We start from the raw sequence: 23,782 nt of genomic DNA, 5'->3' as shown, positions 1-23,782 counted from the left end.
ATGGTCACGCGCCCGGAACCGATCGCCACCTACCGTGTCCAACTGACGCCCGATTTCGGGTTCGCCGACGTCGTCGGAATCCTCGAGCACATCGCCGACCTCGGCGTCAGTCACGTGTACCTGTCACCGATCGGCACGGCGATGCCCGGCTCGACGCACGGCTACGACTGGGTTCCACCACCCCAGGTGGCACCGGAACTCGGTGGGCGCGAGGGGCTTCGGGCACTACGGGCGGCCGCGTCGGTACTCGGGCTCGGAATCATCATCGATATCGTCCCCAATCACACCGGAGTTGCGGTGGCCCTGCGCAATCCGTGGTTCGCCGATCTGCTGCGCCACGGCCCGGGATCACGCTATGCGACGTACTTCGACGCCGATTTCTCCTCCGACAACGGCGCCGACGGGGCACTCGCACTTCCGGTGCTCGCCTCCGACGGCGACCTGACACCGCTGACCGTCGACGCCCACGGCATCCTGCGATATCACGACCACGCCTTCCCCACCGCCCCCGGCACCCTGGGCGGAACACCCGAAGAAGTGCATGCGCGCCAACACTATCGGCTCGTCCCGTGGGACTCGGGCCTCATCGGGTACCGACGGTTCTTCACCGTCAACGAACTCGCCGGTCTCCGCCAGGAGGACCCCGCGGTGTACGACGCCACGCATGCGTGGCTTCGGGATCTCCTCGATGCCGATCTGATCGACGGTGTCCGCGTCGATCATCCCGATGGCCTGTGGGATCCGATGGGTTACCTCGAACGCCTCCGCGGCGAGATCGGCGCCGATCGACTGCTCTACATCGAGAAGATCCTCGCCGCCGACGAGGCACTCGAGCCGACGCTGCCCGTCGACGGCACCACCGGCTACGACCAGTTGCGGGTCATCGAGGCGCTGTTCACCGCCCCGTCGGGCATCGTCGAACTCAGCGAGATCCACGAACACGTCACCGGGGTGGCCGGTGATGCCCGTTGGCTGCATGCGACCGAACGCAGTCGCAAGATCACCACCCTGCAGACCATGTTTCCCGCCGAGCACCGACGTCTCGTTCGTGCCCTCACCCATTCCGATCCGAGTGTCGATGCGGCGTCGGTGGCCGATGCGGTCGGCGAACTCATCGCCGACCTCGGCGTCTATCGCGCCGACTATCCGTCGTTGCGGTCCCGCCTGGTCACCGCGGCCGACGCGATCGTCGCCCGCCGCCCGGACCTCGCCGACTCGATGGCGCTGATCATCCGCACCACCGAAACCCCGGGTGCGGCGACGTCGAGGTTGGCCCAGACCTGTGGTGCGGTCACCGCCAAGAGCGTCGAGGACAGCCTGTTCTATCGCACCGCCCGGCTGGTGTCCGCACAGGAGGTGGGCGCCGATCCCGCCGATCCGGCGTTGTCCCTGCACGATTTCCACCGGCACAACGTGATCCGTGCGCGGCAGTGGCCCCGCGCCATGACCGCGAGCTCCACCCACGACACCAAGCGTGGCGAGGATGTCCGTGCACGCGTCGCGCTGCTGGCTCAGGTCCCGGAGCGATGGTCGATGACCATCCGCCGGATCTGGGCCGCGACCCCGCCTCCCGACGACTTCACCGGATACTTCCTGCTGCAGAACATCCTCGGCGTCTGGCCGACCGACGGCGCGGTGACCGATGAACTGCGGACCCGACTCGTCGACTACGCCCGCAAGGCGTCACGCGAGGCCGCTCTGAAAACCACCTGGACCGAGGTCGACGAGCAGTTCGAGTCGGCGCTGTCCACCTGGATCGACACGATCACCACCGGCGAGCCCGCCGAGGTGATCACCGGGCTGGTCTCCCGGCTGGCGCCGGCGTGGGAACAGGAGTCCTTGGCGCGCAAGGCCATCGCCCTTCTCGGCCCCGGAGTGCCGGACATCTATCAGGGCACCGAGTGGTTCGAGGACTCACTGGTCGACCCCGACAATCGACGCCCCGTGGACTACCGCCGCTCGACCGACCACCCCAAGGTCCGACTCGTACAGGCCGCGCTCGGTGTCCGGTCGACCCATGCCGCCGCGTTCGGACCGGATGGCGACTACCGGCCGATCCTGGCCGAGGGCCCGGCATCGGACCACGTGGTCGCGTTCGGCCGCGGTGTCACCGGGGAGGTCGACCCTCGCGTGATCGTCGCGACGAGTCGATTCACCCACAGTCTGCTGCCACCCGACGGCGCCAAGACGATGCTGACACTGCCGCCGGGCGACTGGCTCGATGCGGTGTCGGGCGCCACCCACTCCGGCTCGGTCAGCGTCGCAGATCTCCGTGCCGTCGCGCCGGTGGCGATCCTGACCCGCTGATCGTCCCTGACCCGTTGCTCGTCGCTGACCCCTTGCTCGTCGCTGACCCGTTACTCGCCGCTGACCCGTTGCTCGCCGGCCGCGGCGCGCCCTCTACCCGGCCGGGGTCGGGGCAGGCGTCTCGGTCGGGGCAGGTGCCGGTGCGCTCGAGCTCGGCGTGGATTGCCCCGGCAGGGACTGCGACGGATCGACGACGCCACTCTTCTCACTTCCGGGCGGCCCGCTGAAGTCCGACACCAGCCAATTGCCGTCGACCTTCTGGAGGTCGAGGATGAAGATCATCAGGCGGGTCTCGCCGTTCGGGATCTGCGCCGAGCGTGCGGTCACCTCGGCCATCACCGTGGTCTTGGCGCTGTCGGTGTCGAACGACGCCACCGACGACGACACGATTTTTGAGGTCGCCTCGATGGCGAGGGCCTGACTGTTCTGCTCGGTGGCGGCGCGATCCTGTTCCAATCGGGACCGCAGCGCCCCGGTCGACAACGGACCCAGGATCTCCTTGTATTTGTCGGTGTTGCCCGGGTTGATCGTCGTCACCAGCCGCGTCACGAACTGCTCGGACACCTGCTTGGACGCGTCAAAAGCCTTGAGTCGCTGTTGATCCGAGTAATACAACCACCCGAGTACCGCCACCCCCGCGATCAGGGCGACCACCACGATCGCCCCGAGCACGCGCAGCAGCGAGCGCGAGGACAAGGTAATCGAGAATTCCTTGCCCTTGCCCTTGCTCGTGTCCCGGTCGGCGGGCGCCGACGACGGGACCGTGTCGGCAATCGAGGTCTCGAGGTCATCGGCGGCAACGTCCTCATCGACGGCCTCGGCCGCCGCCTCGGCGCCCTCGGCGACCGGCGACGTCCGCTTGGCCTTGGCGGTCTTGGACCGCGGAACGGGTTTACCCTGCGCCTTCGTCAGGGATGCCGTCGCCTTCGAGACCTGCTGTGTCGACGAGCCGTCGGCGTCACCGGTGTCGGCGTCACTGGTGGTGGTGTCGATGGTGGGGTCCCCGTCGTTGTTCTCGCCGTCGTTCTTCTCGCCTGTCATGCACAGCTTTCCGTCCGCACGATGGATGTCACTCGTCTGCCAATTACTTGTCCAGCGGAACCGTGCGCGCATTCGGGTCGTAGTTCGGTGGCGGCCCGGCGGTGTCGTCACCCGGCGGTCGCGGTGCGTTCGCCGAGCCACGGATCTGCTGGTTGGGATCCTCGGTGACACAGTACAGATTCGTCGGAACGGTGAGTTCGAGGATCTTGGTCGGCCGCGTCGGCGTGATCGGGTAGTCGCAGTAGGGCCGCGGATAAATCGACCCGAATGCCCACCAGGCACCGTCGTGGAACATGGTCAGGCTCTTGATCGATGCGTCCCGGATCGAGGGCAGCAGATTGACGATCGCCGGCGCCCGCAGCGCACCCTGATGGGCGATGTCGCGGAACTGGCCGAGCAGATCGGTGAGCGGGTCCTGCATCTCGTTGAATGACCCGGTGAGACTGGTCAGTTGCTGCGGGCCCTTGCCCAGCAAGGTGCGGATCTCCCGGTCGGAGGCCACCGCGGCGTTGACGATCTCGCTGGCGGCGTTGACGGTGCCGGCGAGGTCCGGCTGGATCTGTGCCGTCGTCTGCAAGATCGTGCCGGTCTGTTGGATCAGCTTGGTGGTCTGGGGCAGCACCCGGTACAGGTCGGCGAAGATGGTGCCGCCCGCGTCGAAAAGCACACGCAGATCATTGGTCTCGCTGTCGGGGTTGAGGGCGACGTCGAGGTTGTCGACGACGGCGGTCAACTGTGCCGGGTCGATCTGGTCGATCACCCCCAGCGAGGTCTCCAGCAACCGCGGGAACGGCACCGTCGTCTGCGTCTGATTGACGTTGATGGTGTCCCCGTCGGCCAGATACGGGCCGTCGGCGGTGGCCGGCTGGAAGTCGACGTACTGCTCACCCGCGGCCGAGAGTCCCAGCGCCGCAACGATCGTGTTGCGGTTGATCTTCACGTCGTCATCGATGGACACCTTCACCTGCACCGAATCCGGTTGCACGTGAATGGATTCGATGTCACCGATCTCCACTCCGCGCAGGGTGACCCGCGAGGTGTCCTGCAGACCGCCGGAGACCGGGAAGTTGATCGTGAGGCCGTAGTGCCCCTGGAAAGGCTGCCACCGCAGAGCGCCGAAGGCCAGGTAGGACAGCCCCAGCAACATCACCCCGATGAGGGCGAGGTTGCCCAGCAGCACCGAGTGCTTACGGAGAAAACCGAAGATCCCGCTCATCCGCAGCACCCCTGTGTGGCGGTGAGCCGGGCGATCAGACGTTGCAGCGTCTGCTGCAGCGACTGACCGGCCGAGTCGAGATCGCCGAGTTCGGGAAGTCTACTGGCCGAATCGAATCCGGCGCCCGGATTGAGGTAGTACACCTTCGCCGACAGTGCCGCCGCACTGGAACTGGTCGCCTTCACCCACTTCGGGGTCAATGCCGCGAGGTTGTCGGCGAGACCGCCGAGCGTCGGTGCGGCGGTGTTCAACTGGGCCAGGACGTTGGCGAGATGATCGACCAATTCGATCAGGTTCTGACGATCGTTGGTGAGGAAGTCGTTGGTCGCCGCCGTGACGGTGTTGGTCTTGTCCAGCGTCGTCAGGATGAGCTGCATCTGATCGTTGATGACGTTGAAGGCCGGTGCCAACTTGTTGATCGACGCCATGATCTGGGCGCGGCCGTCGGCCAACTCGGTGGTGAGGACCCGCGTGTTGGCCATCGACCGGTCGACGGCCGCGGCGTTCTGGTTCAGCTTCACGATCGCGGTGGTCATCCCCTCGATGGCGCCGTTGAGCTCCTGCGGGTCATCGGGACTCGTCGAGACGGCCGCACTGAGCTCGGTGAGGATCTGTTGGGTCGACCCGAGCGATCCACTGTCGACGAGTCCACTGATGCTGATCAAGAGGTCCTCCACCGTCGCGGCCGCCGACCGTGGGCCGGTGAGGGTGTCCCCGTCGGCCATGTAGCGGCCCTGCGCCGCCGCGGGCGGCAGCAACGCGACGAAGACGTCACCGAGCGGAGTCGCCTGGCGCAGTTCGGCTCCGGTGCCGACCGGGACCTTGGCGCTGGTGCTCACCTCCATCGTCACGATGGCCTGGTAGTTGTCGGCGCGGATCCCGGTGACCTGACCGACGTCACTGCCGTAGAGCTTCACCTTGGCCCGGGTCGGCAGGTTGAGCGCGTTGTCGAAACTCGCGGTCAACTCGATGGTCTCGCCGAGGTTACCCGGTGCGGGCAGTGGGATCTGTTCGACGGTGAGGCCGGGAAGGACACCGCAACCCGACACCGCCAGCATCGCCGCGACGATGCCGGCGAGCAGGGAATTTCGGGCCCAGCGACGGGGACGCGCGACGTCGGGCGACCAGAGACGGCGGCTCATTTGCTCAACTCCAGAAGCCCGTTGAAGATCCCCAGGTCCGGACCGAAGTCCTGGAGCTGGCCGGTCTGACATCCGTTCTTCTGCAGATTGATGGCCCGGCAGAACTGGGACAGCAGCTGGGTGTCGATCAGCGACTTGTCCAACAGCACCTGGGCGCGCCAGGCCCCCTGCTCCGCCGACACCGAATTGCTCAGGTTCTGGAACAGCAGCGGCCCGAGGTCGATGGTCTCGACCACCTGTCGGGAGAAGTCGCTGAGGTTCTCGGCGAGTGCAGCCAACCGCGCCGACGATGCGCTGATGGTCCCGCTGTTGTTGCGCAGGAATTCCGAGGTGTTGAGCAGCGCCTGGTTGAGGTCGCCGAGGGTGGCCACGAGACCCGGCGACTGCCGACCCAGCATCTCGCTCACGTCGTTGATGGAACTCGAGAACGCCTTCATCTTGGGATAGTTCGCGACCAATGCGGCGGTGAGTGTCTGCACCGACTTGATGATGTCGACGAGGCCGTCACCGTTGCCGGAAACGATCTGCGAGGCACTCCCCAACTGGTCGATGGCCTCTTGCAGGCGTTGCCCGTTGCCCTCGGTGATGCCGGTGGTGATGTCCATCAGGTCGGCCACCGGGCCTTTGCCGGGGGCATCGCCGGACAGCGAGGTGACCAGCTTGTCGACGGCGTCGAACAGATCACCGGCCGAGACGGGGCTCAGGCCCTCCTTGCGCATCACCGCACCGTCGGCGAGTTTCGGGCCACCGGTGTAGGCGGGGGTGAGTTCGATGTGACGGGTCGTCACGATCGAGGTGTTGACGATCGCGGCCTGCGCATCGGCCGGGATCGGCACGTCCTTGTCGACGGTGAAGGTCACCTTGACGCGGCTGCCCTGCTGTTCGATCTTGGTGATCTGGCCGACCGGCATGCCCAGCACCGCAACGTCATTGCTGGTGTAGAGACCCGCTGTGTTGGGAAAGTAGGCGCTGATCTCGATGGCCTGATCGGCCGCGACGGTCCAGCTCGCCGGGATCAGCGAGCATCCCGACAGCGCGCCGACGGCGACGAGGATCATCGCGATCAGGGTCGCCGGGCGCCGACGTGCGGCGCCGTCCGCGCTCACGCCCGTCTGAACTGTGTCGGTCAGCATCCGTCCACCACCCGGGCCAGGCAGAGCCAGTTGTCCGGGAAGATGCCCCAGGGCAGATAGCCGTTGGCGTAGGGGCCGTCTCCGATCACGTTGTTGGTCAGGCGCGCGGTCACCGGCAACACCTCGAGCATCTTGCGCAGGTTGTCGCGGTTCTTCTCCAGGCCCTGCGAGATGGTGTTGAGGTTGGCCATGATGGGCGCGAACTGGTTGGCGTTGTCGGCGGCGACGAGTTGGGCCTGCTCGGTGATCTGGGCGATGCCGTCGAGCAGTTGGGTCACCAGCGCCTGCCGGGCCACGATCTTCTGCGCCAGCTGTGCCCCCTGCCCGACGATCACCGCGAGTTGGGTCTGGGAGTCCTCGACGATCGAGGTGACCGATTTGGTGTCGGCGACCAGCTGATTGATCTGGTCCTTGCGGTTGGTGATGATCTCCGACATCTGGGTGAGCGCATCGAGGGTGGGTTTGGTGACCGCCGGAGCACCCGCGAGTTGGGTGTTCAGCGTTTTGATGCTTTGCGCGAAGTCCTCGTCGTTCACCCCCTGCAGGATCGGGGTGCCCTCCTCGATGGTCTTGTTCAGGTCATAGGGCACGCGCGTTTCCGTGATCACCCCGTTCTGTGCGAGGTCCGGCGAATTACCCAGGGACACATCGATGTAGCGCTGCCCGAGGAGCGTGGACATCTTGATCTCGGCGGACCCGTTGGCGGTCACCACGACGTCGTTGTCGACCTTCATCACGATGTGGACGTGATTGCCGGCGAGTTCGGTGCTGGCGACCTCACCCTTGTCGATGCCGGCGACGCGAATCTTGTCACCGGGCCGGATTCCGCCGGCCTGGGCGAAATCTGCGGTGTAGGTCTTCTTCCCGAGGTCGGCCTCACCGATCCCGGTGATCGCAAGGATCACCACGACGATGACGATCGCACCGCCGAGGCCGTACCAGAGTCGGCGGTTGCGGTCGAAGCTGCGGCGCATGCGGCTTCTCATCGGCACACCACCGAGTGTTGGGTGCCGCCGATCTTGTTGATGATCCCGGGCGGGAACAGCACGTCGCCGATCGCGATGTCGAGGTCACAGGCGTAGATGTTCAGGTAGGCGCCCTCTCCGAGAACCAGCGGGAAGTGTCCGAGGAAGATCGGCAGGTTGGTGGCCAGTCCGTCGAGTTTGGCGCCCTCCCCGATCAGGGTGGCGGTCGCCTGATTGGCCGAGGTCGCCGCCGCCGCGAGGTTGCCACTGGTCTGCGTCAGCACATCGGCGAATCCGGATGCGGTCTGGCCGATCTGGGTGACCGCGGTGCCCAGTGCCGACGAGTTGGAATTGAGGTTGGCGATCACATTCTTGAGGCTGTCGATCAGCGTGCTGACCTGGTCACCTTGACGGGAGAGGTCACGCAGCACCCCGCTGAGATTGTCGATGATCGCGCCGATGACGACGTCACGGTTGGACATGTCCGAGGCGAACTTGCCGACCTGGGCCACGGTGTAGGACAGCGACACCGTGTCGCCCTGGAAGGCCTGGACCAGACCATTGGACAGGTCGTTGATCTGCTCGGGCGTCAGCGTCTCGAACACCGGCTGGAATCCGGCGAGGAGTTTGGTGACGTCGAAGGAGTCCTCCGACGGCTGCTTCAGTGTCGACCCCACCGGCAGCGGCTGTGCGTCCCCGTCGGCGAGACTGAGTGCGAGGTAGCGCTGGCCGATCAGGTTCTGGTAGCGGATGGCCGCCTTGGTGGTGGTGTACATCGGCTGATCGGTCTGGACCTCGAAGGTCACTTTGGCGCGGCCGTCGTCGAGGTCGATCGAACTGACCCGGCCCACCCGCACTCCGGCCATGCGCACGTCGTCACCACTGGCGAGGCCGGAGGCGTCGCGGAAGTAGGTGGTGTATCCGTGGGTGTCGCCGGGCACCGAGCGTTCCAGCGTCGAATAGATGATGTAGGTCAGCAGCAACGCGATGATCGCGAACAGCGAGAAGCCGATCAACGGTTTGCGGATGGTGGTAGCGCCCGCGCTCATCGCCCGCCTCCGGTCTCGGTGGACACCGTCTGCACCAGCGGCCCGAGCATCAGCGTGTCGGCGGCGGTCGGCGTGCGATTCAGCGCGGCGCTCAGGGTCCGGTTGTCGGCGGCGGTGGTGACCGAGGCCGGGAAGGTCATCTGACGCATCCCACCCTGCGGGTACACCATCAACGGACCGGAACTCGTCGGGCCGGTACCGGTGCCGGGACCGACGCACCCCGGGCCACGGGTCTGGCCGTACGGTCCACCGTTGTACACCGGGCAGTTCTGTCGCGTATAGCGTTGGAAGGCCGAGAAACTCACTCCGATGTTGAGCTGAGGGTGGCCGTTCACACCGGTGAACACGGTCAGCACCCGGGCCGCCAAATTGTTCAACGCGGTCAGGGCATAGGGCAGCGAATTCGGCTCGTAGACGGCCGCACCGAGCATCCGGTTCGCGTCGGCGACGACCGCCTTGCCGGCATCACCGTTGGCGGCGAACAGCGCCTGGATCTGGTCGGTCAATCCCTGCCCGGCCGACAGGATCGCCGTCAGATTGTCGCGGTTCTCGGTGACCGTCATCGCCGGGATCACGCTGCGGCCCAGGGTGTCGAGCAATTCGGGCGCCGATTCCGACAGGCCGCGCACGGAGTTGTCGAAGTTCTCGAATCCCGACGGCGCTCCGGGCGGGAACTGCGCGTTGAGGGTCTTGAAGTAGTTGTCGAGGACGCCGACGAACAGCCCGAAGGTCTGGCCGCCGCCGTTGAGGGCGTCGGCGATGGTGCCGAGGACACCGGCGAGCTGTTCGGGTGGGACCGCCTGCAGCAATGTGCGCAGCTGATTCTGCGCGTCCTGCAGTTTGATGGTGGGCAGTGACGCGTCGGCGGGGATCGACGCACCGGAGGACAGGTGATCCGACGACGCAGTGGCCGGCGGCACGAGTTCCACCGAGTTCACACCGAACAGATTCGACGGGACGGTGCGGGCGGTGACATTGGCCGGGATGCCCTCGGCCTGCTCGGGCAGCACGTCGATGTCGACCTGGCGAAGCGCGATGCCTTTGGCGCCCGTCTCGTCGGAGGCCGCTACGCCTTTCACCTGACCGACGATGAATCCGTTGTACCGGACGTCGGCCCCGGTGGTCAGCCCGTCGCCGACGTCGGTGAGCTTGGCCGAGACCGACACCGTCGAGGTGAACACGCCCTGGTATCGCATGAACAGCAGCACGAAGACGATGACGAGCACGATCAGGAACGCCAGCCCACGCAGCAGGTACTGCACGAGCGAGGGGTTGCGGCCATCGGTGGCGATCAGCATCGGTTCCCCCTCATCCCGAGATCTTGATGCCGGGCGATGTTCCCCAGAACACCAGCGTCATGACCAGATTCGCGAAGACGATCACGATGATCGCCAACCGGATCGCATGTCCCGCGGCGACCCCCACCCCCTCGGGTCCGCCCGAGGCGAAGTACCCGTAATAGCACTGGATGAAGGTCGTCAGCAGCACGAAGACCGCGACCTTGATGAAGGAGTACAGCATGTCGGTGGACAGGATGAACGAGTCGAAGTAGGCGAGATAGTCGCCGGCACCCTTACCACTCTGCAGCTGGTACATCACCTGGCAGGCAATGTAGTTGGCGGCCAGCGAGACCGAGTAGAGCGGGACGATCGCGAGCACCGCGGCCGACATCCGGGTGGTCACCAGGTACGGCAGCGGACGGATCGCGATCGATTCGAGAGCGTCGATCTCCTCACTGATGCGCATCGATCCCAGCTGGGCGGTGAAACGACATCCCGATTGGGCGGTGAAGGCGGTCGCGGCGAGCAGCGGGGCGATCTCGCGGGTGGTGGCGAAGGCCGAGAGGCCGCCGGTCACCGGCGAGATACCCAGCAGGTTCAGCGCCGTGTAGCCCTCGATGCCGACGGTCGCGCCGCCCATCACGCCGAGGATCACCATCACGCCGACGGTGCCGCCGCCGACCACGATCGCGCCGTTGCCCCAGGCGACGTCGGCCAGCAGCCGCCACACCTCCTTGCGGTAGTGGGTGAACGCGATCGGCACCGCGCCGATCGAGCGCACCAGGAAGGTGATGAGGTGGCCCATCTGGACCAGCGCGTCGCGCGGACCCTCGTAGACGACCTTGGTGGCCGCGAGCGGCCGCAGCACGGGAGGTACATACCGGGAGGCGGCCATGTCACACCACCTTCGCCGGGACGAGGATGGCGAACAGCTGGGTGAGGACGACGTTGACGGTGAACAGCAGCAGCACCGAGTTGACGACGGCGGCGTTCACCGAGTTCGCCACGCCCGCCGGACCACCCTTGGTGTTGAGGCCGCGGTCGCAGGCGACCACGGCCACTATCGCACCGAAGATCACCGACTTGGCCAGCGCGAACGACAGGTCCGAGACCCCGGCGAAGGACGCAAAGGTACCGGTGTAGCTGCCCGGGGTGCCGCCCTGGAAGTACACGTTGAAGACGTAGCCGGTGATGAATCCGACGAAGCAGACGAAGCCGCAGAGCAGGAAGCTGACGACCATGGTCGCGAGCAGTCGCGGGGAGATGAGGCGTTGTACGGGATTGACACCCATCACGCGCATCGCGTCGATCTCGTCGCGGATCGTCCGGGAGCCGAGGTCGGCGGCGATCGCCGACCCGACCGCACCGGCGAGCAGCAGCGAGGTCACCAGCGGCGCACCCTGCCGGATGACGCCCAGGCCGGTGGCCGCACCGGAGAACGATGTCGCGCCGATCTGTCCGGCGATGTTGCTGACCTGAATCGAGACGATGACGCCGATGGGGATGGCCACCAGGAACGTCGGGAAGACAGAGGTGCTGGACATGAACGCGCATTGGCGGATGAACTCGCCGAAGGGGAACCGCCGCTTGACGATGTCCTCGATGAGGACCTTGAAGACGTCGACGAACATGGCGAGCTGACGACCGAAGGTGTCGAAGCTGGCGACGACGTGGTCATGAAACCACGAGGACGCCATCCCCCGCCGCTTCGGCGGCGCCTCCTCGCTGTGCGGCGAGGCCTGCGTCTCTGTGCTCAATACCCGTCCCTGCATCGTCCGAATACCATCGCGCCCCCCATGGCAGGCGTGGCCCGCGGTAATATACAGCACACTGCGCCGCGCTTATTCAGTTGGTCACAGCACTCCTGGCCTGCGTTGATCCGCCGAACCCAATACCTTGAAGCGGGTGAACGAACAACTGTCCGATCGCCCGGCGAGCTGTCACCCTCATGTGGACGACGTCACAATAACTGGGACGGACGACCACAGTCATCCGAAACACACGAAACGTCCCGACAGATTTGTGTCAGGGTTCGTCTCGTCGCCGTTCGCTCCCCCGCCCGTTCCGGCCGACATCCGCGTCTGGGCACCGGCCGCCGACCGGCTGGCCGCGGTATTCACCGGGCCGGAGGCCGGTACGAATGCCGGCTCACCGCCGCGCGTGGAGGTGCCGATGGTGCCCGACGGGCACGGGTGGTTCCGGATGGATGCGTCGTCGGTGGCCGGACTCGACACGGCGGGCATCGACACGACCGGCCTGCGGTACGGCTTCCTCGTCGACGATGCGACGACACCCATCCCCGACCCGCGCTCGACCCGGCTGCCCGACGGGGTGCACGGCCTGTCGGCGTTGCACGTCGTCGACGAGTCGATCTGGCATGACACGCAGTGGGCGGGGCGCAGCGTCCGCGGGGCGGTGATCTATGAGATGCATGTGGGTACGTTCACGTCGGACGGCACCCTGGACTCGGCCATCGACCGGCTCGATCACCTGGTGGAATTGGGCGTCGACTTCGTCGAACCGTTGCCGGTGAACGCCTTCAACGGCACCCACAACTGGGGCTATGATGGCGTCGGCTGGTATGCGGTGCAGGAGAGTTACGGCGGCCCCGACGCCTTCGCCCGATTCGTCGACGCCTGCCATACCCGCGGCCTCGGGGTGGTCCTCGATGTCGTCTACAACCACCTGGGACCGTCCGGGAATTACCTGCCGGACTTCGGGCCTTATCTGGGTGCCGGATCGACCGGGTGGGGCGCCTCGCTGAACCTCGACGGCCCCGACTCGGACGAGGTGCGCCGCTACATCCTGGGCAATGCCCTGCGCTGGTTCAGCGAGTTCCACGTCGACGCGCTGCGACTCGACGCGGTGCACGCACTCGTCGACCATCGTGCCGTTCCACTTCTCGAGGCCCTCGCGATCTCCACCGATGCCCTGAGTGAGGAACTGGGACGGCCGCTGTCGCTGATCGCCGAGTCCGATCTCAACGATCCCCGGATGATCCTGCCGCGCTCGGCGGGCGGGTACGGCTTGACCGCGCAGTGGGACGACGACATCCACCACGCCATCCATACGACCGTCTCCGGCGAACGGCAGGGCTACTACGCCGACTTCGGCAGCTACGCCGCACTCGCAAAGGTGCTGCGGGGCGGCTTCTTTCATGACGGCACGTATTCATCGTTCCGGCGCCGACACCACGGCCGGCCGATCCCCGACTCGGTTCCGACCACCGCGCTGGTCGCCTACACCTGCGATCACGACCAGATCGGCAATCGCGCGATCGGGGACCGCCCGACCGCATACCTCGACGGCGGGCAACTCGCCATCAAGGCGGCGCTGGTGCTGTTGTCCCCGTACACCCCCATGCTGTTCATGGGCGAGGAGTGGGCGGCCGACACCCCGTTCCAGTTCTTCACCTCTCATCCCGAACCCGAACTCGGCGAGGCCACCCGCAACGGGCGCAAGTCGGAGTTCGCCGAACACGGGTGGAATGTCGACGACGTCCCCGACCCACAGGACCCGCAGACCTTTCTGCGCTCGAAGCTCGACTGGTCCGAACTCGACCGGGATTCCCATGCCCGGATGTTGCGGTTCTATCGGGCGTTGATCGCGCTGCGAAAGCAGGAACCGACCTTCGCCCGCGACGACTTCGCCTCGGTGCGAATCGACTTCGACGAGCAGGCCGGCTGGTTCGCGATGCATCGCGAGCCCGACTGGTCGGTGGTGGCGGTACTCGCCGACCACGAGGTGAGGGTGCCGATCAGCCTGCATCCGGTGTTGTCGTGGGAGGAGCCGACAGTGACCGACGAGGGGCTCGGCAGCGCCGGACACAACGTGATCGTCGGCAGGCGCACGCCGGCGCCGTGACGCCGACGGCCGGGATCAGGTCAGGTACCGATACGCCGGCGAATCCGGTTCGAGCCGTTCGCAATTGAGTCGCGAGCGGGCCATCCGATCCATCAGGCCGGCCAGTCCGTCGGGGCTGCCGAGTTGCACGCCGACCAACGCTGCGCCGGTTTCCCTGTTGTTGCGTTTGACGTACTCGAACAGGGTGATGTCGTCGTCGGGTCCGAGGACCTCGTCGAGGAAGCGCCGCAGGGCCCCGGGTTCCTGGGGGAAATCGACGAGGAAGTAGTGCTTGAGACCGCGGTGCACCAGGGATCGTTCGATGATCTCGCCGTACCGCGACACGTCGTTGTTACCCCCGGAGACCAGGCAGACGACCGTCGCTCCGGCAGGCAGGTTCAGCTTCGCCAGACCGGTGACCGCCAGTGCTCCGGCGGGCTCGGCGATGATGCCCTCGTTCTGGTACAGATCGAGCATCGTCGAACAGATCGCACCCTCGTCGACGTGGGTGATATGCGCGGCACCTGGCCGCAGCGTCACCGGCTCGTCCGGGAGCACCGGGACCTTCGGCGCGGGGCCCAGCAACGGATGCGCGGTCGCCGACGACCCCAGATCCGCCATCACCCGATAGCCGAGGGCACCGATCCGCTTGACCGATGCACCGTCGACGAACGGGTCGATCTCGTCGAGGGTCACCGGTCCCCCGCCGGCCAGCGCGGCGGCCAGCGACACCGCACCGGTCGGTTCGACGCCGACGATCGTGCTCGACTCCGAGATCGTGTGCAGGTAGGTGGCGATCCCGGCCAGGCAGCCCCCACCGCCGACCGGGGTGACCATGACGTCGGGCGCGCCGCCGAGTTGCTCGACGATCTCCTTGGCGATGGTGCCCTGCCCGGCGGCGGTGCGCGGATCGTCGAAGGCGTGGATCCAGGTCGCACCAGTGCTCAGCACGTCACCCTGCGCGGCGGCCGCCGCCGCGTCGTAGGTGTCACCCACCGCATGCAGCTCCACGAATTCCCCACCGTGCCAGAGGATCCGGTCGCGCTTCTGCTTGGGTGTGGTGGTCGGTACGTAGATCCGGCCACGCACCTGCATGGACCGGCACGCGAAGGCGACGCCCTGGGCGTGGTTACCGGCGCTGGCCGCCACGACTCCCCGCGCGCGTTCGTCGTCGGACAGTTGCGCCATCACGTTGTAGGCGCCGCGAATCTTGTACGAGCGCACCGTTTGCAGGTCCTCACGTTTGAGAAAGACCTGCGCGCCGACCAGATCACTCAGCCGCGGGGCCGGTTCGAGCGGGGTGCGCGACACCGCCGGGGCGATCCGCTCGGCGGCCGCGTCGATCGACGCAACCGACAGGCCGGGGCCGGACGGGGCTGCTCCGGAGGCGGCTGTTCCGGATGTGGAAAGGGTGTCGCGCGACGTACTCACGCACTCCATGATCTCACTGGGCGCGACGACCCGTGCGCGCGGCGGGTCCCGGGAGACCCTGGCATCTCACCTCGCGGCGTGCCTACACTCGCAGTGGGTAACGTCCGTCACACCCCGCGAGGAGCCCGCATGCGACTGCGTCACCGGAACCGAGTTCTTCGCCGAGCTGCGCTCGCCGTCGCGGCCGGAGCGATCGCGCTGACCACCATCGTCGCGACGGGCACCACGACCGCACAAGCGGCACCGCCGTGCCCGGGGGCCTCGCCGGCCCGGTTGGTCGGGACGGTGCCGGGCGCAGCACTGGAGGGACTGACCGTCGACGGCCGCGGGCGGCTCTACACCACCGACCTCATCAGCGGGCAGGTGTTCCGACTCGACGCCCCGGGATCTCGCGCGGTACCGATCGCGCGGGTGCCGGCCGGCGGCGCGGGTGCGCTCGCCTGGACCCCCGACGGCACCCTTCTCGTCGGGTACGGCGCGGATCCGCGCGTCATCGTCGGCGACGCGCTCCGGCCGGGCGCCATCGCGCGCCTGAACACCGCCACCAACCTGCTGCGGCCGTGGGTCGGCGGACTGTCGGCGGCCGACGGCATGGCCGTCGCGGGCAACGGCGTCGTCTACGCCACCAACGACTTCGGGAATTTGATCGGGCGGGTGTCCCCCACCGGCGCGGTCAACCCGACGTGGGGTTCGCTGCCGAGCGCCAACGGCGCGGTCCTCGGCCGGGGCGACAGGTGGTTGTATGTCTCGCGGACGTTCACCAATCCGGGGGTGAGCCGCATCTCGACGGCCAATCCCCGCGTGGTGCAGAGTCTTCTCACCCTGGGCGGCGGCGATGCCCTGGCGGCGCCCGACGGTCTCACGCTCGACTCGAAGGAACGGCCGATCGTGCCGTTCAACGCCGCCGGACAGATCGTGCGGGTGACCGCACCGGGCGCCTATTGCGTACTGGCGCAAGGACTTCCACTCTCGAGCGTAGTCAGTTACGGCGGCGGGAACCGCGGCTTCTCGGCGGGGCGACTGTTCCGGGCCGGCTTCGACGGCCGGATCTATGAGATCCCGGCCGGGTTCGATCCGTCCGCACCCATGCCCCTCGCCGCCCGGTAACGCCCGATCCACCACGTGGAGACCAGAACGACGCCCGACACCCAGGCGGCGGTCTGCATCGAGGTGAACACGGCCAGGCTCAGCACTACGGCGAGCACGGCGGCGGCGACGGCCTGCACCTTGTAGACCGGCCAGTCGGTCCCGGCGATGTCGATGGTGGGCACCGCGCCCCGCGTTCGGGGCTGCATGGTCTCGATCATCGCTGTCATCGACACTCCCAGAACATCAGACTTCGGTTACCTTCACAGCCGATATTAGCATCGTCGGCAAGAATGTTTCGGCCAGCCGAAACCTTTCCCGGGCGTGGTGTTCACTGTCCACGGCGCAGAGTGTCGAGGAGTTCGTGATACGGGCCGACCAGATAGGCGGTGTCCTCGGCGCAACCGGTCGTCGCGGCGCGGATGCAGGATCGCACCGGTGTGGCGATCGATGGCGATGACCCGGGTGAGGGTGGGCAGCTACGCCATCGAGATACCGTCGAGGGTGCTGCCGCGCCGCACGAAGACCCCACCGACCATGAAGGAGCGTTGCCCCACCGAGAAGGTCGAGATCACCTGCAACCCCAGTGCCGCGCCGATGAACCAGGGTGCGGCCAGTTCGACGGTGGAGCGGACGTTCTCGAAACCGAAGCGGTGGGCGACGGCGGAACCGAGGGTGTGGTCGAAGACCCGGAGCACGACGGGCACACCCCGTTCGGCCGACGTGTTGCCCCACCGCTCGCCGAGTGACTCGCGGGCGATGATTCCGGTCTCGATGTTGATCATGTCGTCATGGGTGAGCACCGCGACCGCACGCGCCCGGCCGATCCGGGCGTCCTCGAGGGTCTGACGCAGGGTGGCGTCCCGAAGATGACCGGCACGTCGGCCGCGGCGGCGGTCGCCAGGAAGCGATTGTCGGTGCTCGACTCGATCGCGACCACATCGTGGCCGGCCGCCCGCAGATCGGTCGCCACCCGAATGCCAAAGGAGCCCAAACCCACGACGATGACGTGCTCGCGCATCTCCCGGGCACGACGTTTGCCCGCGGATTGCCCGATGCGCCGTGACAGCAGGACGTCGGCGACGAAGGCCATCAGCACCGCGGTCGTCGTCACACCGGCAAACATCAGGCCGATGGAGAACAGCCGCAGCCAGACCGGCTGATCGACGAAACTGAAGTCGCCGTAGCCGACGGTCGCAATGGTCTCGGTGGAGAAGTACAGCGCGTCGACAAAGCTCATCCCCGGCTTGTGATAGGTGAAACGCAAGAGCAGGGTGGCGCCCAGCAGCAGTGTGAACGACACCCCGAGTGCGCGGAACAGGTTCGGATTCACATCCTCGAGGAAACCGCGCAGCGCGCCGACCCCACGCACCGGCAACGGCGGTGGCCGCCGACGGGCCGGATTCGGTCTTTCCCATGAGATCCCGGCGACCGCGAGATCGTCTGAGGTTCCGATGACGGCCACACGATCGCCGACGCCGACGTCGAGATCGCGACCCGGGCAACACACCACGCTTTCCGCGGCGTCGTCCCCGCCGGCGATCACCGCCACCGGGGCCAGGTCGCCGTACAGGTCACGCAGCGTGCCTGCGGAGGGCGTGTCGGTGACGGCCATGATGAACTCGGTGCCGGCGGCGGAGATGGAATGGGTGGTCCGCGACAGGCATGCCTCGACGACCGACGGCGCGGCGAGTTCGGCCACGTCGAGCACCGCGCCCGGTCCGTTGCCCGCCGTCACCGCCGCGCGCAACACCTGATTGGACATGTTCACCACGACGCGCGCCGTCGTGCTGTGCTGCCGGGCCAGCAGCGCGAACTCCAGATTGACCGCGTCGTCGGATCCGGCGCACACCACCGCCGTGGCCGTGGCGATGTCGGCGGTGGACAGATCCGCCGGGGTGGCCACGGTGACGACGCGCACGCCGCCGCTCGAGATCTCCTCGGCGATGCGGACACTCAGCGCGTCGTCGCCGTGCACGATGATGTGACCGGGCATCTGATGAGGGTAATCAGCGCGCGGCCACCGCGCCGGTCGGCTACTGCCCCAGGCAGCTGGGGCCGAGCAGTGCCTTCAGATCACCCATCAGCGCCGAACTCGGCGTCACCCGCAGCGACTCGGTGAGGCGCAGCAGCGTGGACCGCTCGTCGCTGACCAGGGTGACGTGCACATCCGCGGTCCCGGGATGCCGGGTCAACACCTGCTTGAGCGCCTGCACCCGGTCCGGGGTGCACATCCGCGCCGGCAAGGTCAGAGCCACCGGCTTCGACGCCCCGGCCGCGGCGAGATCGGGAACGGCGAGATCATTGGCGCTGATCATCGTCGAATCGTCACGCTGGTTGACCCGCGCCCTGATGAGCACGATGTTGTCCGGCGCGATGTCCATTCCGTATGCCGCGAACGCCCGCGGGAAGAAGTAGACCTCGACACCACCGACCATGTCCTCGAGGGTGACCGCGGCCCACGGCTCACCCTTCTTGTTCACCCTCCGGGTGACCGCGGAGATGATGCCGCCGATCGTGATCTGCGCACCGTCGCCGACATTGCCCTCGAGCAACTGTGTGATCGAGGTGTCGGTCTGCGCGGCGATCGCGTGTTCGACGCTCGCGAGGGGATGCCCGGACACGTAGAGCCCCAACATCTCCCGCTCGAGGGTGAGCTTGTGCTTGGTGTCCCACTCCTGATCGGGCACCTTGACCGCGAACACCTCGGCGAGCGAATCGGATGCGTCGTCGTCGCCACCGCCGAACAGATCGAACTGTCCGATCGCCTCGGCCTTCTTGGTGCCGATCACCGATTCCACGGCCTCGGCGTGGATCAGGAACAGACCCTTGCGCGGATGCTCGAGCGAGTCGAAGGCGCCGGCCTTGATCAGCGATTCGGAGACCTTCTTGTTGCAGGCGGTGACGTCGATCTTGTTGAGGTAGTCGGAGAAGCTGGTGAACTTCCCCTTCTCCTCACGCGCCGCCAGGATCGAGGAGACGACGCCGGAGCCGACGTTGCGGATGGCGGCCAGACCGAACCGGATGTCGGTACCGACGGCGGCGAAGTTGCGTTGCGACTCGTTGACGTCCGGCGGCAGCACCGTGATGCCGAGTTTGCGGCAGTCGGCCAGATAGATGGCGGCCTTGTCCTTGTCGTCGCCGACCGAGGTGAGCAGACCCGCCATGTACTCGGCCGGATAGTTGGCCTTGAGGTAGGCGGTCCAGAACGACACCAGGCCGTAGCCGGCGGCGTGCGACTTGTTGAACGCGTACCCGGCGAACGGCAGCACCGTGTCCCACAGCGCGGTGATCGCGGCCTGGGAGAACCCGTTGTTGCGCATTCCGTCGGCGAAGCCGTCGTAGGCCTCGTCGAGGATCTCCTTCTTCTTCTTACCCATCGCGCGGCGCAGCAGGTCGGCCTGTCCGAGCGAGTAGCCGGCCACCTTCTGCGCGATCTGCATGATCTGCTCTTGGTAGACGATCAGGCCGTAGGTCTCGGCGAGGATCTCCTTGAGCGGTTCCTCGAGTTCGGGATGGATCGGCCGGATCTCCTGCAGACCGTTCTTGCGTTTGGCGTAGTCGGTGTGCGCGTTGACGCCCATCGGGCCGGGCCGGTACAGCGCGAGCACCGCGACGATGTCCTCGAACCCGGTGGGCTGCATCATCTTCAGCAGTTCACGCATGGCCGCGCCGTCGAGCTGGAACACGCCGAGGGTGTCACCGCGGGCGAGCAGTTCGTAGGTCTTGGGGTCTTCGAGTGGGAGGGTGTCGAGGTCGAGGTCGATACCGCGGTTGAGGGTGATGTTCTCCAGGGCGTCACCGATGACGGTGAGGTTGCGCAGCCCGAGGAAGTCCATCTTCAGCAGGCCGATGGCCTCGCACGACGGGTAATCCCACCCGGTGATGATGGCGCCGTCCTGCGCACGCTTCCACACCGGGATCGCGTCGGTGAGCGGTTCGGAGGACATGATCACCGCGCAGGCGTGCACACCCGCGTTGCGGATCAGTCCCTCCAGACCCAGTGCGGTGTCGTAGATCTTCTTGACGTCCGGGTCGGTCTCGATGAGCGTGCGGACCTCGGTGGCCTCGTTGAACCGCTCGTGTTCGGGATTGGTGATACCCCAAACCGGGATGTCCTTGGCCATGATGGGCGGCGGCAGCGCCTTGGTGATGCGGTCGGCGATGGCGAACCCGGGCTGGCCGAACTGGACGCGGGCGGAGTCCTTGATGGCGGCCTTGGTTTTGATGGTGCCGAAGGTGATGACTTGGGCCACCTTGTCGCTGCCCCACCGGTCGGTGGCATAGCGCACCATCTCGCCGCGGCGGCGGTCGTCGAAGTCGATGTCGATGTCGGGCATCGACACGCGTTCGGGGTTGAGGAATCGCTCGAACAGCAGTCCGTGCGGAATCGGATCGATGTTGGTGATGCCCAACGCCCACGCCACCAGCGAGCCGGCCGCCGACCCACGACCCGGGCCGACGCGGATGCCGACCTCGTGGGCATGCTTGATGAGGTCGCCGACGACGAGGAAGTAGGCGGGGAATCCCATCTGGATGATGACGTCGAGTTCGTAGTTCGCGCGGCGCTGGTAGTCCTCCGGCACCGTCTGCCCACCGAAGCGTCGTTCGGCCAGTCCCTTGGCCACTTCCTTGCGCAGCCAGGTCTGCTGTGACTCCCCGTCGGGGACGGGGAAGACCGGCATGCGGTCGCGGTGGGTGAACACGTCGGCGTAGCTCTCGACCCGCTCACCGATCTCGACGGTCGCGTCACATGCACCCGGGACCACCGAATCCCATTGTGCGCGCATCTCTTCGGCGGACTTGAGGTAGTAGCCGTCGCCGTCGAACTTGAATCGGGTGGGATCGGAGAGGGTCTTGCCGGTCTGCACGCACAGCAACGCCTCGTGGCTGGCGGCGTGCGCCTTGGTGACGTAGTGGCAGTCGTTGGTGACGATGGGCTGGATGCCCAGCTTGCGGCCCACCTCGAGGAGTCCGTCACGCACCCGGCGTTCGATCTCCAGACCGTGCTCCATCAACTCGAGATAGAAGTTCTCCTTGCCGAAGATCTCCTGCCACTTGGCCGCGGCCTCGAGTGCCTCCCGTTCCTGCCCGAGTCGCAGACGGGTCTGCACCTCCCCGGACGGGCAGCCGGTGGTGGCGATGATGCCCTCGGCGTACTCGGCGATCAGATCCGCATCCATCCGGGCCCACTTGCCAAGCTGTCCCTCGATGGAGGCCAGCGACGACAGTTTGAACAGGTTGCGCAGACCGGTGGCGTTGGCGGCGACCATCGTCATGTGGGTGTAGGCGCCCGATCCGGAGACGTCGTCGTCCTTCTGGTCGCGGGTACCCCATTGCACGCGCTTGGTGGTGAACCGCGACTCCGGCGCGATGTAGGCCTCGATGCCGATGATCGGCGTGATGTCGTTCTTGATCGCGGTGTTGTAGAACTCGCTGGCGCCGAACATGTTGCCGTGGTCGGTCATGCCGATGGCGGTCATCCCGAGGCGTTTGGCCTCGGCGAACAGCGGCGCCACCTTCGCGGCACCGTCGAGCATGGAGTACTCGGTGTGGTTGTGCAGGTGAACAAACGAGTCGGCCACGGGACGCTTCTCACCTCGGTGTTTCTCGACTGGTCGGATGGGGCGTCACCAACTGTAGGCGCAACCACCGACAGCCGACGCCGGGCACGCCGCATGTGGCTGGTGAGGCGATCACGCGTGTGTCGGGCCCGGTGTGTCGTACCCGGCGTGTCGTACCCGAGCGTCGTACCCGGAGCGTGGCCTCAGCCGGCCCGCAACACGTCCAGGGCGTGCTGCAGGTCGGCCGGATACGGACTGGTGAACTCGACATACCGACCGTCCGCGGGATGCGCGAAGCCCAGCGACCGGGCATGCAGCCACTGACGCTCCAGCCCGAGCCGGGCGGCCAGGGTCGGGTCGGCGCCATAGGTGAGGTCGCCGCAGCACGGATGGTGCAGCGCCGAGAAGTGCACCCGGATCTGGTGGGTGCGTCCGGTCTCGAGATGGATGTCGAGCAGCGATGCGGCCGCGAACATCTCGATGGTGTCGTAGTGGGTGATGCTGGGTTTGCCGGCCGCGGTGACGGCGAACTTCCAGTCGTTGCCGCGGTGGCGGCCGATCGGGGCGTCGATGGTGCCCTCCGGCGGATCGAGGTGCCCCTGGACCAGCGCGTGATACCCCTTGTCCACCTCCCGGTCCCGGAACGCCCGTTTGAGCAGCGAGTAGGCCCGTTCGGAGACGGCGACGACCATCAATCCGGAGGTGCCGACGTCGAGCCGGGACACGATGCCCTGGCGTTCGGCGGCACCCGAGGTGGAGATCCGGAATCCGGCGGCCTCGAGGGCACCGACGACGGTGGGACCGCTCCAGCCCAGTGAGGGATGCGCGGCCACCCCGACCGGCTTGTCGACGACGATGATGTCGGAATCGTGGTAGATGACCTCGAGATCCTCGACGGGGGTCGGCTCCACCCGCAGCGGTTCGGCGGGTTCGGGCAACAGCACGTCGAGAAGGCTGCCCGCGGTCAGTTTGTGCGACTTGCCGACCGCGACACCGTCGACGGTGATGTCACCGTCGTCGGCGAGACGCCCGGCGACGGTACGCGAGAGTCCGAGGATGCGGGCCACCCCGGCGTCGGTGCGCATGCCGGCCACGCCGTCGGGAATCGGGAGGGTCCGTGACTCACGCATCGGTGGCTTGCCGATCCTCGGTGCCGTCGCCCTCGGTGTCGTCGCCCTCGGTGTCGCCATGACGCGCCGCCCACCCGGATCGTGAGCCGTCGTAGTCGAATCCCAGCAGCGACAGGACGACCAGCAGGATCGCGCCGCAGACGACCGCGGAGTCGGCGACGTTGAACACCGGCCACCAGCCCACCGAGACGAAGTCGACGACGTGGCCGCGCAGCGGTCCGGGGGCCCGGAAGATGCGGTCGATCAGGTTGCCCAGCGCACCCCCGAGGACCAGCCCGAGTCCGAGCATCCACCAGCCCGAGCGGAGTCGCCTGCTGTAGCGGATGATCACCACGACCACTACCAGCGCGACAACGGTGAGCACCCAGGTGTAGCCGGACGCCATCGAGAAGGCCGCACCGCTGTTGCGGACCAGGCGCAGGGTGACGACGTCACCGATGATCGACACCGGGTCACCGGGGGTGAGCAGCGACACCGCGAGTGTCTTGGTCAGGATGTCCAGGGCGATGACGCAGCCGGCGATCACGGCGAGAATCCCGAGGACCCGGCCACCACGGGTGGGCTCGGTCGGCCCGGTCGCCACAGGAGTGCCGCT

17 protein-coding genes and 1 pseudogene are annotated in these 23,782 nt (G+C 66.9%); 3 read left to right on the top strand and 15 right to left on the bottom strand.

The annotated features are described in order from the left end of the window. Positions 1 to 2,307, top strand: coding sequence for a malto-oligosyltrehalose synthase (gene treY, locus ACWDPV_RS16810; RefSeq protein WP_449743922.1), 2,307 nt, complete (start codon positions 1 to 3; stop codon positions 2,305 to 2,307). Positions 2,308 to 2,400: 93 nt separating this feature from the next. Here treY and ACWDPV_RS16805 read toward each other — a convergent pair whose 3' ends face one another. From ACWDPV_RS16805 to ACWDPV_RS16765, 9 genes are all read right to left on the bottom strand, one after another. Further along, complete coding sequence (locus ACWDPV_RS16805; protein WP_449743921.1) at positions 2,401 to 3,348, bottom strand: hypothetical protein; 948 nt, start codon at positions 3,346 to 3,348, stop codon at positions 2,401 to 2,403. A gap of 43 nt (positions 3,349 to 3,391) precedes the next feature. Then, positions 3,392 to 4,564 carry an MlaD family protein gene (locus tag ACWDPV_RS16800; protein ID WP_449743920.1) on the bottom strand — a complete coding sequence of 391 codons (1,173 nt, stop codon included), beginning with the start codon at positions 4,562 to 4,564 and terminating at the stop codon, positions 3,392 to 3,394. Then, entirely contained in the window at positions 4,561 to 5,706 is a 1,146-nt protein-coding gene (locus ACWDPV_RS16795; protein ID WP_449743919.1) for an MlaD family protein, read from the bottom strand. Before ACWDPV_RS16795 ends, ACWDPV_RS16800 begins: the two co-directional genes overlap by 4 nt. Then, positions 5,703 to 6,764: an MCE family protein gene (locus ACWDPV_RS16790; RefSeq protein ID WP_449744016.1), complete on the bottom strand. Its 1,062-nt coding sequence runs from the start codon at positions 6,762 to 6,764 to the stop codon at positions 5,703 to 5,705. Before ACWDPV_RS16790 ends, ACWDPV_RS16795 begins: the two co-directional genes overlap by 4 nt. Before the next feature lie 68 nt (positions 6,765 to 6,832). Then, positions 6,833 to 7,813, bottom strand: coding sequence for an MCE family protein (locus tag ACWDPV_RS16785; protein ID WP_449744015.1), 981 nt, complete (start codon positions 7,811 to 7,813; stop codon positions 6,833 to 6,835). Positions 7,814 to 7,821: 8 nt separating this feature from the next. Continuing rightward, on the bottom strand, positions 7,822 to 8,853 hold the full coding sequence (locus ACWDPV_RS16780; RefSeq protein ID WP_449743918.1) for an MlaD family protein: 1,032 nt from the start codon (positions 8,851 to 8,853) through the stop codon (positions 7,822 to 7,824). Further along, positions 8,850 to 10,151: an MlaD family protein gene (locus ACWDPV_RS16775; RefSeq protein ID WP_449743917.1), complete on the bottom strand. Its 1,302-nt coding sequence runs from the start codon at positions 10,149 to 10,151 to the stop codon at positions 8,850 to 8,852. Before ACWDPV_RS16775 ends, ACWDPV_RS16780 begins: the two co-directional genes overlap by 4 nt. A gap of 10 nt (positions 10,152 to 10,161) precedes the next feature. Beyond that, positions 10,162 to 11,028 (bottom strand): ABC transporter permease, encoded by an 867-nt coding sequence (locus ACWDPV_RS16770; protein ID WP_449743916.1) that lies wholly within the window; start codon positions 11,026 to 11,028, stop codon positions 10,162 to 10,164. Position 11,029: 1 nt separating this feature from the next. Continuing rightward, on the bottom strand, positions 11,030 to 11,830 hold the full coding sequence (locus tag ACWDPV_RS16765) for an MlaE family ABC transporter permease (protein WP_449744014.1): 801 nt from the start codon (positions 11,828 to 11,830) through the stop codon (positions 11,030 to 11,032). A gap of 325 nt (positions 11,831 to 12,155) precedes the next feature. Here ACWDPV_RS16765 and treZ point away from each other — a divergent pair, with 325 nt between their 5' ends. Continuing rightward, on the top strand, positions 12,156 to 13,997 hold the full coding sequence (gene treZ, locus ACWDPV_RS16760) for a malto-oligosyltrehalose trehalohydrolase (RefSeq protein WP_449743915.1): 1,842 nt from the start codon (positions 12,156 to 12,158) through the stop codon (positions 13,995 to 13,997). 15 nt (positions 13,998 to 14,012) lie between these two features. On the opposite strand, the gene ilvA is transcribed toward treZ, so the two are convergent. Continuing rightward, complete coding sequence (gene ilvA / locus ACWDPV_RS16755) at positions 14,013 to 15,407, bottom strand: threonine ammonia-lyase IlvA (protein WP_449743914.1); 1,395 nt, start codon at positions 15,405 to 15,407, stop codon at positions 14,013 to 14,015. Positions 15,408 to 15,536: 129 nt separating this feature from the next. Here ilvA and ACWDPV_RS16750 point away from each other — a divergent pair, with 129 nt between their 5' ends. Continuing rightward, positions 15,537 to 16,514 carry an SMP-30/gluconolactonase/LRE family protein gene (locus ACWDPV_RS16750; protein ID WP_449743913.1) on the top strand — a complete coding sequence of 326 codons (978 nt, stop codon included), beginning with the start codon at positions 15,537 to 15,539 and terminating at the stop codon, positions 16,512 to 16,514. Here the strand turns inward: ACWDPV_RS16750 and ACWDPV_RS16745 are convergent. The 5 genes and pseudogenes from ACWDPV_RS16745 to lspA all read right to left on the bottom strand — a co-directional run bounded on the left by ACWDPV_RS16745 (position 16,457) and on the right by lspA (position 23,770). Continuing rightward, positions 16,457 to 16,723 carry a hypothetical protein gene (locus tag ACWDPV_RS16745; RefSeq protein WP_449743912.1) on the bottom strand — a complete coding sequence of 89 codons (267 nt, stop codon included), beginning with the start codon at positions 16,721 to 16,723 and terminating at the stop codon, positions 16,457 to 16,459. The two genes, ACWDPV_RS16750 and ACWDPV_RS16745, sit on opposite strands and share 58 nt — an antisense overlap. Before the next feature lie 101 nt (positions 16,724 to 16,824). Next, positions 16,825 to 18,489, bottom strand: a pseudogene (locus ACWDPV_RS16740) (potassium channel family protein). Positions 18,490 to 18,529: 40 nt separating this feature from the next. Continuing rightward, positions 18,530 to 22,078, bottom strand: coding sequence for a DNA polymerase III subunit alpha (gene dnaE / locus ACWDPV_RS16735; RefSeq protein WP_449743911.1), 3,549 nt, complete (start codon positions 22,076 to 22,078; stop codon positions 18,530 to 18,532). Positions 22,079 to 22,260: 182 nt separating this feature from the next. Then, positions 22,261 to 23,187, bottom strand: coding sequence for an RluA family pseudouridine synthase (locus ACWDPV_RS16730; RefSeq protein WP_449743910.1), 927 nt, complete (start codon positions 23,185 to 23,187; stop codon positions 22,261 to 22,263). Further along, entirely contained in the window at positions 23,180 to 23,770 is a 591-nt protein-coding gene (gene lspA, locus ACWDPV_RS16725; protein WP_449744013.1) for a signal peptidase II, read from the bottom strand. Before lspA ends, ACWDPV_RS16730 begins: the two co-directional genes overlap by 8 nt. Between the last annotated feature and the right edge of the window lie 12 nt (positions 23,771 to 23,782).

The sequence above is a fragment of the Gordonia sp. NPDC003504 genome (genome assembly GCF_053587995.1).
This window is presented reverse-complemented; position numbering and strand designations above follow the sequence as displayed.